Annotated in this window: 11 protein-coding genes; 7 read left to right on the top strand and 4 right to left on the bottom strand. The window is 67.7% G+C overall.

What is annotated here, in order from left to right:
- Nucleotides 1–97 precede the first annotated feature (97 nt).
- The 6 genes from AC1RQK_RS35750 (at nucleotide 98) to AC1RQK_RS35725 (ending at nucleotide 7,110) form a co-directional block, all read left to right on the top strand.
- Entirely contained in the window at nucleotides 98–1,138 is a 1,041-nt protein-coding gene (locus tag AC1RQK_RS35750; RefSeq protein ID WP_492814122.1) for a Bug family tripartite tricarboxylate transporter substrate binding protein, read from the top strand.
- Between the two features lie 93 nt (nucleotides 1,139–1,231).
- Entirely contained in the window at nucleotides 1,232–2,824 is a 1,593-nt protein-coding gene (locus tag AC1RQK_RS35745; protein WP_492814120.1) for a gamma-glutamyltransferase family protein, read from the top strand.
- Nucleotides 2,825–2,970: 146 nt separating this feature from the next.
- A complete protein-coding gene (locus AC1RQK_RS35740) occupies nucleotides 2,971–3,222 on the top strand; it encodes a hypothetical protein (RefSeq protein ID WP_492814118.1) in 252 nt (83 codons plus the stop codon).
- Nucleotides 3,223–3,475: 253 nt separating this feature from the next.
- Nucleotides 3,476–4,324: a presqualene diphosphate synthase HpnD gene (gene hpnD, locus AC1RQK_RS35735; RefSeq protein ID WP_492373013.1), complete on the top strand. Its 849-nt coding sequence runs from the start codon at nucleotides 3,476–3,478 to the stop codon at nucleotides 4,322–4,324.
- Nucleotides 4,325–4,417: 93 nt separating this feature from the next.
- On the top strand, nucleotides 4,418–6,418 hold the full coding sequence (gene shc, locus AC1RQK_RS35730; RefSeq protein WP_492814116.1) for a squalene--hopene cyclase: 2,001 nt from the start codon (nucleotides 4,418–4,420) through the stop codon (nucleotides 6,416–6,418).
- 11 nt (nucleotides 6,419–6,429) lie between these two features.
- A complete protein-coding gene (locus tag AC1RQK_RS35725; RefSeq protein WP_492373011.1) occupies nucleotides 6,430–7,110 on the top strand; it encodes a phosphorylase in 681 nt (226 codons plus the stop codon).
- Between the two features lie 57 nt (nucleotides 7,111–7,167).
- Here the strand turns inward: AC1RQK_RS35725 and AC1RQK_RS35720 are convergent, their stop codons facing one another.
- Both AC1RQK_RS35720 and hpnN read right to left on the bottom strand, forming a co-directional pair.
- On the bottom strand, nucleotides 7,168–7,986 hold the full coding sequence (locus AC1RQK_RS35720; RefSeq protein WP_492373010.1) for an MlaA family lipoprotein: 819 nt from the start codon (nucleotides 7,984–7,986) through the stop codon (nucleotides 7,168–7,170).
- Between the two features lie 20 nt (nucleotides 7,987–8,006).
- Nucleotides 8,007–10,676 carry a hopanoid transporter HpnN gene (hpnN, locus tag AC1RQK_RS35715; RefSeq protein ID WP_492814113.1) on the bottom strand — a complete coding sequence of 890 codons (2,670 nt, stop codon included), beginning with the start codon at nucleotides 10,674–10,676 and terminating at the stop codon, nucleotides 8,007–8,009.
- A 281-nt stretch (nucleotides 10,677–10,957) separates the two neighbouring features.
- On the opposite strand from hpnN, the gene AC1RQK_RS35710 reads away from it, so the two are divergent.
- Nucleotides 10,958–11,614: an MlaC/ttg2D family ABC transporter substrate-binding protein gene (locus tag AC1RQK_RS35710; RefSeq protein ID WP_492373008.1), complete on the top strand. Its 657-nt coding sequence runs from the start codon at nucleotides 10,958–10,960 to the stop codon at nucleotides 11,612–11,614.
- Nucleotides 11,615–11,723: 109 nt separating this feature from the next.
- Here AC1RQK_RS35710 and hpnH read toward each other — a convergent pair whose 3' ends face one another.
- Nucleotides 11,724–12,890: an adenosyl-hopene transferase HpnH gene (gene hpnH, locus AC1RQK_RS35705; protein WP_492373007.1), complete on the bottom strand. Its 1,167-nt coding sequence runs from the start codon at nucleotides 12,888–12,890 to the stop codon at nucleotides 11,724–11,726.
- Nucleotides 12,891–12,923: 33 nt separating this feature from the next.
- Complete coding sequence (gene ispH, locus AC1RQK_RS35700) at nucleotides 12,924–13,925, bottom strand: 4-hydroxy-3-methylbut-2-enyl diphosphate reductase (RefSeq protein WP_492814110.1); 1,002 nt, start codon at nucleotides 13,923–13,925, stop codon at nucleotides 12,924–12,926.
- Nucleotides 13,926–13,973 lie beyond the last annotated feature (48 nt).

Genomic DNA, 13,973 nt, shown 5'->3' with positions numbered 1-13,973 from the left:
CGCAAACAAGCCGGCAGCCAAAGCGGCTGCGCCCCGGACCGTTCCGACTCTACCTCGGCAGTTAACGTCTTCGACGCTATCCGGAGCTACCCTGATCATGTTTATCCAGTCGCTTTACCGTACCCGCACGTTGCAGGGGCCAGCCCGTCTCTTCCGTGGGGGCAAGCGGGCACAAACTGGCCTGCTGCTGGCGCTGGCCGCGGGCGCCGCTGCCACCGCCACGCCAGCCGCCGCAGCGGACTACCCGGACCACGCGGTCCAGCTGGTGCTGTCCTTCCCGCCGTCCGGCGCCACCGATGTGCTGGCGCGCGCGGTGGGCCAGCGCCTGTCCACCGTGCTCAAGCAGCCAGTGGTGGTGGACAACCGCCCCGGCGCTGGCGGGGCTATCGGCATGAGCTTCGCGGCCAAGGCCGCGCCCGATGGCTATACGCTCTACCTGGCCGCTGTCAGCAATGCCGCCATCGCGGCTGCGACGTATAGCAACCAGCCCGCCAGCCTCGCCCGCGATTTCGTGCCCATTGCCGGCATCGGCACCGTGCCGCATATCCTGGTGGTGCCGGCCTCGTTGCCGGCGCATTCGGTGCCTGAGCTGGTCAGCCTGCTCAAGGCGTCTCCCGGCAAGTACAACTTTGCCTCGCAGGGCTCCGGCACGTTGTCGCACCTGGAGTCGGAGCTGTTCAAGCTGCGTACCGGCGTGGACGTGGTGCACGTGCCGTACAAGGGCAGCGCCTTCGCGCTGCCGGACCTGATGGCAGGCCGGGCGAGCATGATGTTCGACAGCATTCCCTCGGCCCTGCCGCACGTGAAATCCGGCAAGCTGCGGTTGCTGGCGGTGGCGTCCGAGCATCGTCTGAGCTCCTTGCCCGATGCCCAGACGGTGACCGAGGCCGGCATCCGAGACTTCCGTGCCGACAACCTGTTCGGCCTGGTTGCGCCCAAGGGCACGCCGCCCCAGGTGCTCAAGCAACTTTCCGCCGCGATGAAAGAAGTGCTGGCCGCGCCGGAGCTGGCTGCGGCCATGGAAGCACAGGGCGTGCAGATCAAGTACACCGCGCCCGAGCCGTTTGGCCGCATGATCGGCGACGAGATGCGCGCGTGGGAGAAGGTGGCGCGCGCGGCCAACGTCAAGATCGAGTAGCCGCCGCGCAAGAACAAAGCACAAACGCATCTGGCCGGCGCTGCCGTGCAAGCCGCTGGCCAGAACCCCCAACCCTCGGAGCCTCGCAAAGCCATGACCAATTTCTGGAATTTCCCCTATCCTTCGCAACGCGTGCCCGTGCTGGCCGACAACGTGGTGGCCACCTCGCAGCCGCTGGCGGCCGCGGCAGGCCTACGCATGCTGGCCCGCGGCGGCAACGCCGTGGACGCGGCGCTGGCCACGGCGATCGCGCTGACCGTGGTCGAGCCGTGCATGAACGGGATCGGCGGCGATGCCTTTGCGCTGATCTGGGATGGCAAGGAGCTGCATGGCTTGAACGCCAGTGGACGGGCGCCGGCGGCGTGGACGCCCGAGTATTTCTCGCGCTACGGCAGCATGCCGGTCAACGGCTGGGACACCGTGACCGTGCCTGGCGCCGTTTCCGGCTGGCGCGCCACCTGGGAAAAGTTCGGCAGCCTGCCGTTTGCCGAGCTCTTCGAGCCCGCGCTGGAATACGCGCGCAACGGGTTCCTGGTCTCACACACCGTGCACCGCCAGTGGCAGGCGCAGGTGCCCGTGCTGATCGACAAGCCGGGCTTTGCCGACGCCTTCGCGCCGAACGGGCGCGCGCCGCTGCCGGGCGAGCGCTTCATCTGCGCGGGCCAGGCGCAGACGCTGGCGCGCATCGCCCAGACCAAGGGCGACGATTTCTATCACGGTGAGCTGGCCGGCCGTATCGCCGCGCATGCGCGCGCCACTGGCGGGCTGATCACCGAGGCCGACCTGGCCGCCCATCGCGCTGACTGGGTCCAGCCGATCAGCATGTCCTATCGCGACCTGGAGTTGTTCGAGATCGGCCCGAACGGGCAGGGCATCGGCGCGCTGATGGCGCTGGGCATGCTGGAGCATTTCGATGTCGCGGCAATGGGCGTGGACTCCGCCGCCGCTATCCATGTGCAGGTGGAAGCCATGAAGCTGGCGTTTGCCGATCTGCACGCGTATGTGGGCGACCCTACGGCAATGACCGAGGTGCAGGCCGCCCACCTGCTCGATCGCGCCTACCTGGCCAGCCGCGCCAAGGCCATCGACCCGGAGCGCGCGGCGGCAGCCGGCCCGGGCAAGCCCCACAGCGGCGGCACCGTGTACCTGACCACGGCGGACAAGAGCGGCATGATGGTGTCGTACATCCAGTCCAACTTCAAAGGCTTCGGCTCCGGCGTGGTCGTGCCCGGCACCGGCATTGCGCTGCATAACCGTGGCTGGGGCTTCAATCTCAAGCCGGGCCACCCCAACCAGGTGAGCCCTGGCAAGCGGCCGTTCCACACCATCATCCCTGGCTTCCTGATGCGCAAGGGCGCGCCGCTGGCCAGCTTCGGCGTGATGGGCGGCTCGATGCAGGCGCAAGGCCACCTGCAAATGGCCAGCCGGCTCGCGGATTTCGGACAGAACCCGCAAGCCGCGTGCGATGCGCCTCGCTGGCGCGTGCTGGACGACAACGCCACCATCGCGGTGGAGTGGAATTGCCCGGCCGCCACCGTGGAAGGCTTGCGCGCGCGCGGCCACAAGGTGGACGTGGCGCCGCAGGGCAACCTCGAATTCGGCGGCGCGCAGATCGCGATGCGCCTGGAGGATGGCTACGCGGCGGCTTCGGACCACCGCAAGGACGGCTATCCGCTGGGGTTCTGAGCACGTTTCCTGCCTGCCGGCTGGCGGCACCGGAGTGGCTCGCGCGCCAGCCACGGCGCAAAAAATGCTCCGGTGCGTGGTCCAGGGCACATTAAACGGCCGTGCCACGGGCCTACACTGGCGCCATCCCTTCGAGGAAGGCCGCCATGAACAAGCTAAGGTCCAGCCGTCTGCTCGATCGCATCTCGCCGTCTGTGCTGGCCGACCTGCGCCGCATGCGTGCCGCCGCCGAGGCCGAGCGTGCGCTGGCCGCGCAGGCTGCAGCAAGTGGCGCGGGTGCCATGGAATGCGATAACAACCCGCTAAACGATGCTAATTACATCGAAATAGCGCGCTACGATCCAAGGCGCGGCAGGTTCGTGATGGAGCGCCGCCGCGCCAGCCAGCGCGTTAAATAGGCGCTCGCCAGCCAATCTGAACGCGGTGCCGCGCGCGCCAGGCCAGCGCCAGCCCCGGTGGCGCTGGCGGTGGCCTGCACGGCACACCCTCCTCCAACCCCCTTCTTCGGCTGGTGCCTGAGCCCATGGCCGGAGTTGGTATAATCGCCCACTACCCCAAACATGCCGCCTGGCGCTGCGTGCCGGGCTGTGGCGACAAGCCAGGCCCAGGCAGCAAAGCAGCACGGCGGTCCAACGCGTGACGAGGAGTTACGTGGCCGGAACAGAAATCGCAGTGCAAACCGTCCCGCAAGCGGGCCATGCCGTATCGTCCGGCAGCTCATTCCATACCGCCCTCAAGATCCTGCCCGCCGCGCAACGCGAGGCGATGTTCGAGATCTATGGCTTTTGCCGTGCGGTGGACGATATTGCCGATGGCGATGGCCCGCGCGCCACGCGCCTTGCCGGGCTTGACGCCTGGCGCGCCGATCTTGCCGCGTGCTATGCCGGCACGCCGCCGGCGGCATTGCGCGGGCTGGCTGCCCAGATTCAGCGCTTCGGCTTGCAGCAGGAGGATTTCCTCGCCGTCATCGATGGCATGGCCATGGACGTGCACGCGGATATCCGCGCCCCCGACAACGCTACGCTGGATCTCTATTGCGACCGCGTGGCCAGTGCGGTGGGGCGCCTTGCCGTGCGTGTGTTCGGTATGGAGCGCGATGCCGGCGTAGCGCTGGCGCATCACCTTGGCCGCGCGTTGCAATTGACCAATATCCTGCGCGATATCGACGAAGACGCGGAGCTGGGCCGTGTGTACCTGCCGGCCGAAGCGCTGCTGGGCGCGGGCGTGCCGATCGGCGCGCCGCATGCCATCGTCGGGCATCCCGCCGTTGGCCGCGCGTGCCTGGACGTCGCGCAGCAGGCGCAGGCGTACTACGACCAGGCATTCGCCATCATGAACGCGGCGCCGCGCCGCACGGTCCGTTCGCCGCGCATCATGGGCGAGGTCTACCACGTGATCCTGCAGGGTTTGCTGGCACGCGGCTGGGCTGCTCCGCGTGCGCGGGTGCGCGTGCCGCGGCCGCGATTGTTATGGATTTTGCTGCGGCATGGCCTCGTCTGAGGTGGTCCCGCCGATTGACTGCCGCACAAGGCCGCTGACGGCCGCGTGCGGCATTGCCGTAATTGCGTTGTTGAAAAGAGGACATCGAAACCGATGAGCCAAGTTGCACTATCCCCCAATTCGAATGAGCCCGCGCAAGATGAGCTGGAGGGCACGCTTGACCGCGCGCTTGACGCCTTGCTGGCGAGCCAGCGGCCGGATGGCCACTGGGTGTTCGAGCTGGAGGCCGACGCCACGATTCCGGCGGAATATGTACTGCTGGTGCACTACCTGGGCGAGACCCCGGATACCGTGCTGGAAGCCCGTATCGCGCGTTACCTGCGCCGCATCCAGAACGCCGATGGCGGCTGGCCGCTGTTCCATCAGGGCCGCTCGGACATCAGCGCCAGCGTGAAGGCGTATTTCGCGCTCAAGATGATTGGCGACGACACCGAGTCGGAGCCTATGCGCCGTGCCCGCGCCGCCATCCACGGGATGGGCGGCGCCGAGGCCAGCAATGTCTTCACCCGCACGCTGCTCGCGCTGTACGGCGTGATGCCGTGGCAGGCGGTGCCGATGATGCCGGTGGAGATCATGTTGCTGCCGCTGTGGTTCCCGTTCCACCTGTCCAAGGTCGCGTACTGGGCCCGCACGGTGATCGTGCCGCTGCTGGTGCTCAACAGCCTGCGTCCCCAGGCCAGGAATCCGCGTGGCGTGGGCATCGACGAATTGTTTATCCGTCCATGCCAGGCAGCCCGGCTGGCCCCGCGCGCGCCGCACCAGAAGCGCGTGTGGTTCGGCTTGTTCCGTGTGCTCGACGCCGGCTTGCGCGTGGCGGAGCCATTGTTCCCCCGCAGCCTGCGCGCGCGCGCCATCGCCCGCGCCGAGAAGTTCGTGCGCGAACGCCTGAACGGCGAGGATGGCCTGGGTGCGATCTTTCCGGCCATGGCGAATGCCGTGATGATGTTCGACGTGCTCGGCGTGCCGCGCACCGATCCCGATGTGGTGGTGGCCCGCGCCTCCATCGAGAAGCTGCTGGTGGTGCATGGCGACGAGGCCTATTGCCAGCCGTGCCTGTCGCCGGTGTGGGACACCTCGCTGGCCAGCCACGCCTTGCTGGAAGTGGGCGGCCCGCGCGCCGAGGCGGCCGTTGAGCGCGGCTTGCAATGGCTGCGCCCGCTGCAGGTGCTGGACGTGCGCGGCGACTGGATCGTGCGGCGCCCCGACGTGCGTCCCGGCGGCTGGGCTTTCCAGTACGCCAACCCGCATTACCCGGACGTGGACGACACCGCCGTGGTGGCGATGGCCATGGACCGCGCGGCGCGCACCGGCGCAGCCGCGCCGGCTGTGGCACCGGCCAGCCATCGTTCACGCTACGAAGAGGCTGTCAGCCGCGCGCGCGAGTGGGTGGCGGGCATGCAGAGCGGCAACGGCGGCTGGGGCGCGTTCGAGCCCGAGAACACGCATGAGTACCTGAACAATATCCCGTTCGCGGATCATGGTGCCTTGCTCGATCCGCCCACCGCCGACGTGTCGGCGCGCTGTCTGTCGATGCTCGCCCAACTGGGCGAGACCGCGGCCAGCAGCGAAGCCTTCCGGCGTGCCCAGCGTTACCTGCTCGACGAGCAGATGGCCGACGGCAGCTGGTATGGCCGCTGGGGCACGAACTATGTCTACGGCACGTGGAGCGCGCTGTGTGCGCTCAATGCGGCCGGCATGGCGCCCGAAGCGCCGGAAATGCGCCGCGCCGCCGACTGGCTGATCTCGATCCAGAACGCTGACGGCGGCTGGGGCGAGGACGGCAGCAGCTACCGCCTCGACTACCAGGGCTACGAGACCGCGCCGAGCGTGCCGTCGCAAACCGCCTGGGCGGTGCTGGGCCTGATGGCCGCGGGCCAGGTCGATCATCCGGCCGTGGCGCGTGGTGTGGACTACCTCATGCGCATGCAGCAGGCCGACGGCCTGTGGAGCGAGGCGCGCTTCACCGCGGTGGGCTTCCCCCGCGTGTTCTACCTGCGCTACCACGGCTACGCGCGCTTCTTCCCGCTGTGGGCACTGGCGCGCTACCGCAACCTGCGCCGCGACGGCACGCGGGCAGTGGCGTGGGGGATGTGACGGCGCCAAGCTTGCCGCAACGCCATGCCGGTCCCACGCTGGTGGTGACTGGCATGCGCTTCGAGGCCGGCATCGCCGCCGGCCCCGGCGTTGAAACCCTGCACGGCCTGCGCGCCGAAGCCTTGGCGCAAGGCCTGCGGCAACGCCTGGCGCATCCCTGCGCCGGCGTGATCAGCTTTGGCGTGGCCGGCGGGCTGGATCCCGCGCTGTTGCCCGGCCGGGTGATCGTTGCCTCTGCCATCCATGATGGGAATCGATTGCGGCCCGTTGACGCCAGTTGGTCGCGCTCGCTTTCGCTTGCCTTGCCCGAGGCCATTTCCGGCGTGCTTGCCGGCGCTGACCAGGCTGTGACCTCGGTGGCGGCCAAGACGGCGTTGCATGCGGCCACCGGTGCGCTGGCGGTCGACATGGAATCGCATATCGCAGCGCGTGTCGCCGAGGAATTCGGGCTGCCGTTCGCCGCCTGCCGGGTGGTGATCGATCCCGCGCAGCGGGAAGTGCCGCCCGCCGCGGTGGCCGGCATGGGTCCCGATGGCAGCACCGACATCTGGGCATTGCTCAAGGCGCTGCTGGCGGGGCCGGGACAGGTGCCGGACCTGATCCGGCTGGGCAGGGATGCGAGGCTGGCCAGGCTTGCGCTGCTGGCCGCCAGGGGCAGGGTGGGGATGGGGTTTGGCTTAGGCCTGGACTAAGGCCTGGATTAAGGCCCGGATTAAGGCCAGGGCCAGCCAGACAGGGTCAAGCCAGGCTCAGGGCTTCTTCGCTTCGCCTTCGGGCGTTTTGTCTTCCGCGCCGACAGGCGCCCCCGGTGCGCCAGGCGCAGGCGCCGCGCTTTCGGCCGGCGCTTCGGTATCCTCATAGTCCGGCAGCTTCCCTCCACCGCCCTGGATCAGGTACTGCCTGCGCTGGCGGTATGCATCGCGCACAAAGCTGTACTTATCCAGCGCCGCCAGCGACAGCAGATCGGTCGCGCCAAGCGCATTGGTCCGTGCGTCCAGGAAGCCCAGGCCCCACAGGCCCCACTTCACGCCTTCATCGTTCACCCACGTGGTCGGGGACAGCTGGAAGTTCACATACAGCCCAACGCCGTCGCGGACCGAGCTGGGGCCGAACAGCGGCAGGACCAGGTACGGGCCGGCCGGCACGCCCCAAACGCCGAGCGTCAGCCCGAAGTCCTGGGAGTGCTTGCCGATGCCGGCGGGCGTGGCGATATCGATCAGGCCGCCAATGCCCAGCACGGAGTTCACTGCCACCCGCATGAAGCTTTCCGCCGCATCCACGCCCTTGCCTTGCAGCAGGTTGTTGACCGTATTGCCGACGTCGGCGAGGTTCGAATAGAAATTGGTGACCGCCGTGCGCACCGGTTGCGGCGTGACGGCGCGGTAGCCCTTGGCCAGCGGCGTCGCGACGTACTCGTCGGCCTTGTCGTTGACCTTGAAGACAACGCGGTTGAGCGGCTCCAGGGGGTCGTCAGGGCTGGCTTGCGGGCCGCTGGCGCAGGCTGTGACCAACAGCGAGAAAGAGAGCGCCGGCAGGAGGCGAGAGAGGCGAGAGTCGGGGTGAGTCATTGTTCTATGGAGACGAGACATCAATGGGCCGGACCGGTGGCGGGGGCCGACCGCTCGCGCGGCCGCCCCATCAGGATCGGCTGAAAGAATACGGCACCGACCAGCGTGCATGCTAGCGCGAGTGCCAGCAATTTGCCCATGCTGGCCGTGCCCGGATGCTGGGACAGCCACAGGCTGCCGAAGGCGGCGGCGGTGGTGGCGGCGCTGAACAGCACGGCGTGCGTCAGCGGGGATTGCAGCAGTTGGGTCTTGCCCTCGCGCCACGCGATCACGTAGTAGATCTTGAAGGCCACGCCGATGCCGAACAGCAGTGGCAGCGCGATCACGTTGGCGAAATTGAGCGGAATACCGAACACCACGCACAGCTCCAGCGTCACCAGCGCGGACACCAGCAGCGGCACCAGCGTGCGCAGCACATCACCCACGCGGCGCAGCGTGATCCACAGCAGCAGCGTGATCGACAGCACGGCCCACACGCCGGCCTGGGCAAAGGCTGTCATGATGGTGTCGGCAGAGCCTCGGATCGAGATCGGGCCGCCAACCGCGGTGGGCTCGACGCGCTGGACGGCGTCGATAAAGCGCGTGAGCGCGGCGTCGCGCGCATCGCTGTCGCCGGTGCTGGAGGCGTCTCCTGGCGTGGCCGCGACGGGAAGCTTGGGGCTCACGCTGACGAGCGCCTGGCCATCCGGGGCAACCCAGTCGCGCACCAGTGCCGGCGGCAGGGTTTCGCGGGCGATCGGCTGTGGCGCTAGCGCGCGCTGCAGCCGCGCCAGCGCCAGGCGCAGCGGCTGGGCGATGGCTTGCTCGGCGCGCTCGCGCGTGGCCGCGTCCGCGGCGGCCAGTTTTCGCAGCGAGGCTGCCAGGCGCGCCGCCTCGGCGGCGCCCGGGCCGGGGTGCTCGTCCGCGGCAAGCGCGAGCTGGCGTGCCGCGTTCTTGAGCGAATTGACTAGCCTGGCATCGTTGGCAGGGGTGGCCGTTGCCTGCGTCAACACCGGCATCAGGCTGGCCGAAGCGGCGGCGATCAAGGCGAGCCGCGCTGGCTGGTCGTCGGGGATGAAGGTCTGCAGCGTGACGGCGCGCGAGACTTCCGGCAGCGCTGCCAGGCGGGCGGCGGCGTCCTGCGCGGCGGCCAGCGAGGGCGCCAGCACGCTGACGTTGTCGGTGCCTGCCTGGGGCGCGTCCTTGAGCGAGAGCAAGGTGGCCATCGACTCGGAATGCGGATCCTTGAGGTGCAGCGGATCGAAGTCGAAGCGCAGGTGCATCAGCAGCGGCGACCCCGCCAGAATCAGGGCGCCGGTTGCAAGCAGTACGCGCTTGCGATTGCGCTCGAAGAAATCGTCGGCGGGCGCCAGCCATTTAAAGCCAGGCACTTCGACCCGTCCCACTTCGTCCTTCGGGCGGAACACGGTGATCAGGGCGGGCAACAGCGTGATGGTGGTGAGGAACGCCACCAGCATGCCCACGCCGGCGATCTGGCCCAGCTCGGCCACGCCGCGATAGTTGGTGGGCAGGAAGCAGAAGAAGGCCGCCGCGGTGGAAGCCGCGGCCAGCGCCAGCGGCACGCCGACTGCCCGCGCCGTGCTGGCCAGCGCGTCCGGGATATCGGTATGCACATGGCGCTCGGCGCGGTAGCGCACGCCAAACTGGATGCCGAAATCCACGCCCAGGCCGACAAACAGCACGGCAAAGGCCACGGAGATCATGTTGAGCGCGCCCACCATGGCCAGCCCGAGGGCCGCGGTGATGGCCAGTCCGACCGCCAGGCTGGCCAGCACGGCCAGGATCAGGCGCTTGGAGCGCAACGCCAGCCACAGGATCAGGATCACCACCAGCACCGTCAGCGCGCCATTGAAGGCCGCGCCTTCCTTGACCGAGGCAAACTCGTCGTCGGCCAGCGCCTGCGAGCCGGTCAGGCGTACCTGGGCGCCGTAGCGCTGTGCCAGGCCCAGCTTGGTGGCCGTGGCGCGGATGGCATCGGCGGCATCCGCGCCGGCCTGCAGGCCAGCGTAGTCAAGCACGGGGCTGAGCGCGACGAACGCCGTGGCGGGGTGGCCCGGGGCGGGCTCCTGGCTCGAATCCACCAGCCCGGTCCAGGACAAGGCGCCCGGCTTGCCAGCGAGTACCCGGTCGACCGTATCCGCGCTCTTGCCGAGCAGCTTGGCCATGTCGCCCAGTTTGACCTGGCCCAGTTGCAGCGGCAGCGACAGCGTGGTCGATAGCGTATCGGAAAGGCCGCGCAGGGTCGGGTCGTGCGCCAGCGCGTTCAGGAGCGGCCGCGCCTGGGTCAGCTCCGACGTAACGTCGCGCAGCTTGGCGGTATCGACGAAGAGCAGGCCGTTGCGTTCGAAGAATTCGCCGCCACCGGGCTGGCTGACGGCGCGAAAGAGCTTGCCTTGCTTGGCGAGCGCGTCAGCCAGCTCATTGGCGGCGGCGTTCGCCAGCTCGGGCGCCGGCGCCTGTACCACCGCCAGGATCATCTGGTCGCGTTGGGGAAACGCGGCGCTTACGGCGGCATCGCGGCGCGCCCAGGGCTGGTCCGACTCGAGCAGGCGGCTGATATCGGTATTGATGGCGAAATGGCCGGCCACATAGGCGCCGCTGACGAGGGTCAGCAGCAACGCCAGCGCGATGACGGGCCATGCGCGGCGGGTGGAAAACTGGACAATGCGGATGACCAACGACGTCAACATGGGCGATATAGGGAGCAGTAACGGTGTGGTGCGCAATGACGCGCGTAGTCAAAGGCGCAAAGCAGGGCGCAAAGTGGCAGCCGCGAGTATAACGGGACGGCGCGGTGTGGCGCTGCGCGGAGCGCGCGCGCCGGTGCGCTATACTGCCCCGGCACGTGCGCGCGGACCGGGCTGCAGCCCTGCAGCGGCGCAGCGCGGCGCATTTCCTGTTTGATTTTCCTGGCAAGTCTGCCGGGCGTTGCCGGCGGCGAACCGACTGGCATTTTCAGGTCCAAATTCGCATGAAGAAACACGGTATTGCTTTCCAGGCCCTCGTTCCCCTCATCCCCCTCGTTCCGCTTGCCGCAGTGGCCATGGTTTGCCCCGCGCAAGCGCAAACGGTTGACAGGTCCTCGCCGGACCGCCTGGTACGTGCGGCGGTCGAGGGCGTGATCGGCACCATCCAGTCCAGCCCCGACACCCGCAACGGCGACCTCGCCAAGATCACCGCGGTCGTGCAGCGCCAGTTCCTGCCGTACGCCGATTTTGAGCGCACCACCCGGCTGGCGGTCGGCAGCGCCTGGCGCAATGCCACGCCCGAGCAGCAAAAGCAGCTGTACGAGCAGTTCCAGACCTTGCTGGTGCGCAGCTACGCGGTCTCGCTGTCGCAACTGCGCGAGCAGAACGTGAAGTTCAGCTACAAGCCGACGCTGGCCGCCAGCGGCGCCACGGATGTCGTGGTGGAGACACGCGTGCTGAACAACGGCGATGAAATGCAGATCGATTACCGCCTGCAGCGCAGCGGCAACGGCTGGAAGATCTACGACATCAATATGATGGGCGCCTGGCTGATCGAGGTGTACCGCCGCCAGTTCGCCGATATCGTCGCGCGCAACGGCATCGACGGCCTGCTCAAGTACCTGGCCAACCACAACGCACGCCAGTCCGCCGACGCCTGAGCGCCGGGCCTGAGCCAGCGCGTCAGCGACAACGCCAGACACAAAAGGCTCGCCCCCCGGGTACGCGCGGTACCCGGGGGGCGAGCCTTTTTGCTGGCCGGCCTTCGGCTTAGTGCGCAGCGGCCTTGCGTGCCGCGGCGTCGTTGGCTGCTTTGGAAGGCTTCGCGCGGCCGATCTCTTCGAGCTTGATCTCCACGTGCTTCGAGAACACGTACTCGGCCGGGCGCTGCTGGGTCAGGTCGATATCCGGTGCCATCGGGCCCGACGTACGCACGCCGCGCAGGCTCACGCCCAACGCCTTGAGCGGGTGCGCGATGGTGTCCGCTACCGCGGTGGCCTCAAAGCCGCTATGGACCATGCAGTCGGCACACTTCTCGTAGTGGCCCACGCCATAGGCGTCCCAGTCGGTGCCTTCCATCAGTTCCTTGAAGGTGTCGACGTAGCCTTCGCCCAGCAGGTAGCACGGACGCTGCCAGCCGAACACGGTGCGCGCCGGATTGCCCCAGGGCGTGCACTTGTAGGTCTGGTTGCCGGCCAGGAAATCCAGGAACAGCGTGGACTGGCTGAACGCCCAGTTCTTGCCGGCGCGGCCGCGCGACAGGATGTCGCGGAACAGCTGGCGGGTCTTGCCGCGGTTCAGGAAGTGCTGCTGGTCGGGCGCGCGCTCGTAGGCGTAGCCCGGCGAGACGGTGATGCCGTCCACGCCCATGGCCTTCACGGAGTCGAAGAAGCGGGCGACCTTTTCCGGCTCGGCATCGTTGAACAGCGTGCAGTTGATGTTGACGCGGAAGCCGCGCTTCTTGGCCGCGGCGATGGCTTCGACGCAACGGTCGTACACGCCTTCCTGGCTCACCGAGCGGTCGTGCATCTCGCGGTCGCCGTCCAGGTGCACCGACCAGACGAAGTACGGGCTCGGCTCGTACTGGTCCAGTTTCTTTTCCATCAGCAGCGCATTGGTGCACAGGTACACAAACTTGCGGCGCGCAATGATGCCCTTGACGATGGTGGGCATGTCCTTGTGCAGCAGCGGCTCGCCACCGGCAATGGACACCACCGGTGCGCCGCATTCGTCGACCGCGCCCAGGCACTGCTCGATGGACAGGCGCTGGTTCAGGATGGGATCCGGATAGTCGATCTTGCCGCAGCCGTTACAGGCCAGGTTGCAGCGGAACAGTGGCTCGAGCATCAGCGCGAGCGGATAGCGCTTGTTGCCCGAGAGGTGCTGCTTGACGACATAGGCGCCCACGCGGGCAACCTGCAAAAAGGGAATGGCCAAAATGTACTTCCTTGTTATAGGGGCGCCCGGGCGTTAGCCAGCGGCGGTTTGCGGGTCCGGCTGCGACGCGGCTTCGGCGGTGGCCGTGCCGGCTGCCTGCCTGCGCGGCGACGGATCGGCCAGCTCGGCTGGCAAGCGGAATTCGGCGTGTTCCTCGCGGCCATCCATGACCGATACGTCCACCGGGCCGAGCTGGCGCAACGTGGCGATCACGTCCTTGACCATTTCCTCGGGGGCGGAGGCGCCGGCCGTGATCCCAACGACTTCGACGCCGCGCACCCACTCGGGGTTCAGTTCGCTGCCATCGGCAATCAAATAGCTGGGCACACCGCTCTCCGTGCCGATTTCACGCAGGCGGTTGGAGTTGGAACTATTGGTGGCGCCGATCACAAGGATCACTTCCACCTGCTTGGAGAGCTCGCGCACGGCGCTTTGGCGGTTTTGCGTGGCGTAGCAGATGTCACGCGTATCCGGCCCGACCAGATTGGCAAAACGCCGGCTCAGGGCGGCAATTATATTACGTGTGTCGTCCACGCTGAGCGTAGTCTGGGTCACGTAGGCAACCGGGGTGTCTGCGGGCAGGTCGAGCAGTGCGACTTCCGCCTCGCTCTGCACCAGGATTACCTTGCCGGGAATTTGCCCCATCGTGCCCTCGACCTCCGGATGGCCGGCATGGCCGATCAGGATCACGGTGCGGCCACTGGCGGCGTACTGACGCCCCTGGGTGTGGACCTTGATCACCAGCGGGCAGGTCGCGTCGATCGAGTGCAGCTGGCGGGTCCTGGCATCGCTCTCGACATCCTTGGAGACACCATGCGCGCTGAAGATGGTGACGGCGCCGGTCGGCACTTCGTCCAGTTCTTCCACAAATTGCGCGCCCTTGCGTCTCAACCCTTCGACCACGTGCTTGTTGTGCACGATTTCGTGTCGCACGAACACCGGGGCTCCGTGTTTGACGAGGGCACGGTCTACAATCTCGATCGCGCGCACCACACCAGCACAAAAACCGCGGGGTTGAGCAAGAATCACCTGCATAAAGATAGGCCCCCCGACCCAGTCAACGGGTTCAGCATAAGTTGATAT

Source organism: Cupriavidus sp. GW822-FHT02D05, from assembly GCF_058802485.1.
Note: the sequence above shows the minus strand (reverse complement) of the source record. Positions and strands in the feature narration are given on the sequence as shown.

Excerpts from the sequence above, each read along its gene's own strand:
- AC1RQK_RS35750 (WP_492814122.1), top strand. The coding sequence starts at position 98 with ATGTTTATCCAGTCGCTTTACCGTACCCGCACGTTGCAGGGGCCAGCC.
- AC1RQK_RS35745 (WP_492814120.1), top strand. The coding sequence starts at position 1,232 with ATGACCAATTTCTGGAATTTCCCCTATCCTTCGCAACGCGTGCCCGTG.
- AC1RQK_RS35740 (WP_492814118.1), top strand. The coding sequence starts at position 2,971 with ATGAACAAGCTAAGGTCCAGCCGTCTGCTCGATCGCATCTCGCCGTCT.
- shc (WP_492814116.1), top strand. The coding sequence starts at position 4,418 with ATGAGCCAAGTTGCACTATCCCCCAATTCGAATGAGCCCGCGCAAGAT.
- AC1RQK_RS35720 (WP_492373010.1), bottom strand. The coding sequence starts at position 7,986 with ATGACTCACCCCGACTCTCGCCTCTCTCGCCTCCTGCCGGCGCTCTCT.
- hpnN (WP_492814113.1), bottom strand. The coding sequence starts at position 10,676 with ATGTTGACGTCGTTGGTCATCCGCATTGTCCAGTTTTCCACCCGCCGC.
- AC1RQK_RS35710 (WP_492373008.1), top strand. The coding sequence starts at position 10,958 with ATGAAGAAACACGGTATTGCTTTCCAGGCCCTCGTTCCCCTCATCCCC.
- ispH (WP_492814110.1), bottom strand. The coding sequence starts at position 13,925 with ATGCAGGTGATTCTTGCTCAACCCCGCGGTTTTTGTGCTGGTGTGGTG.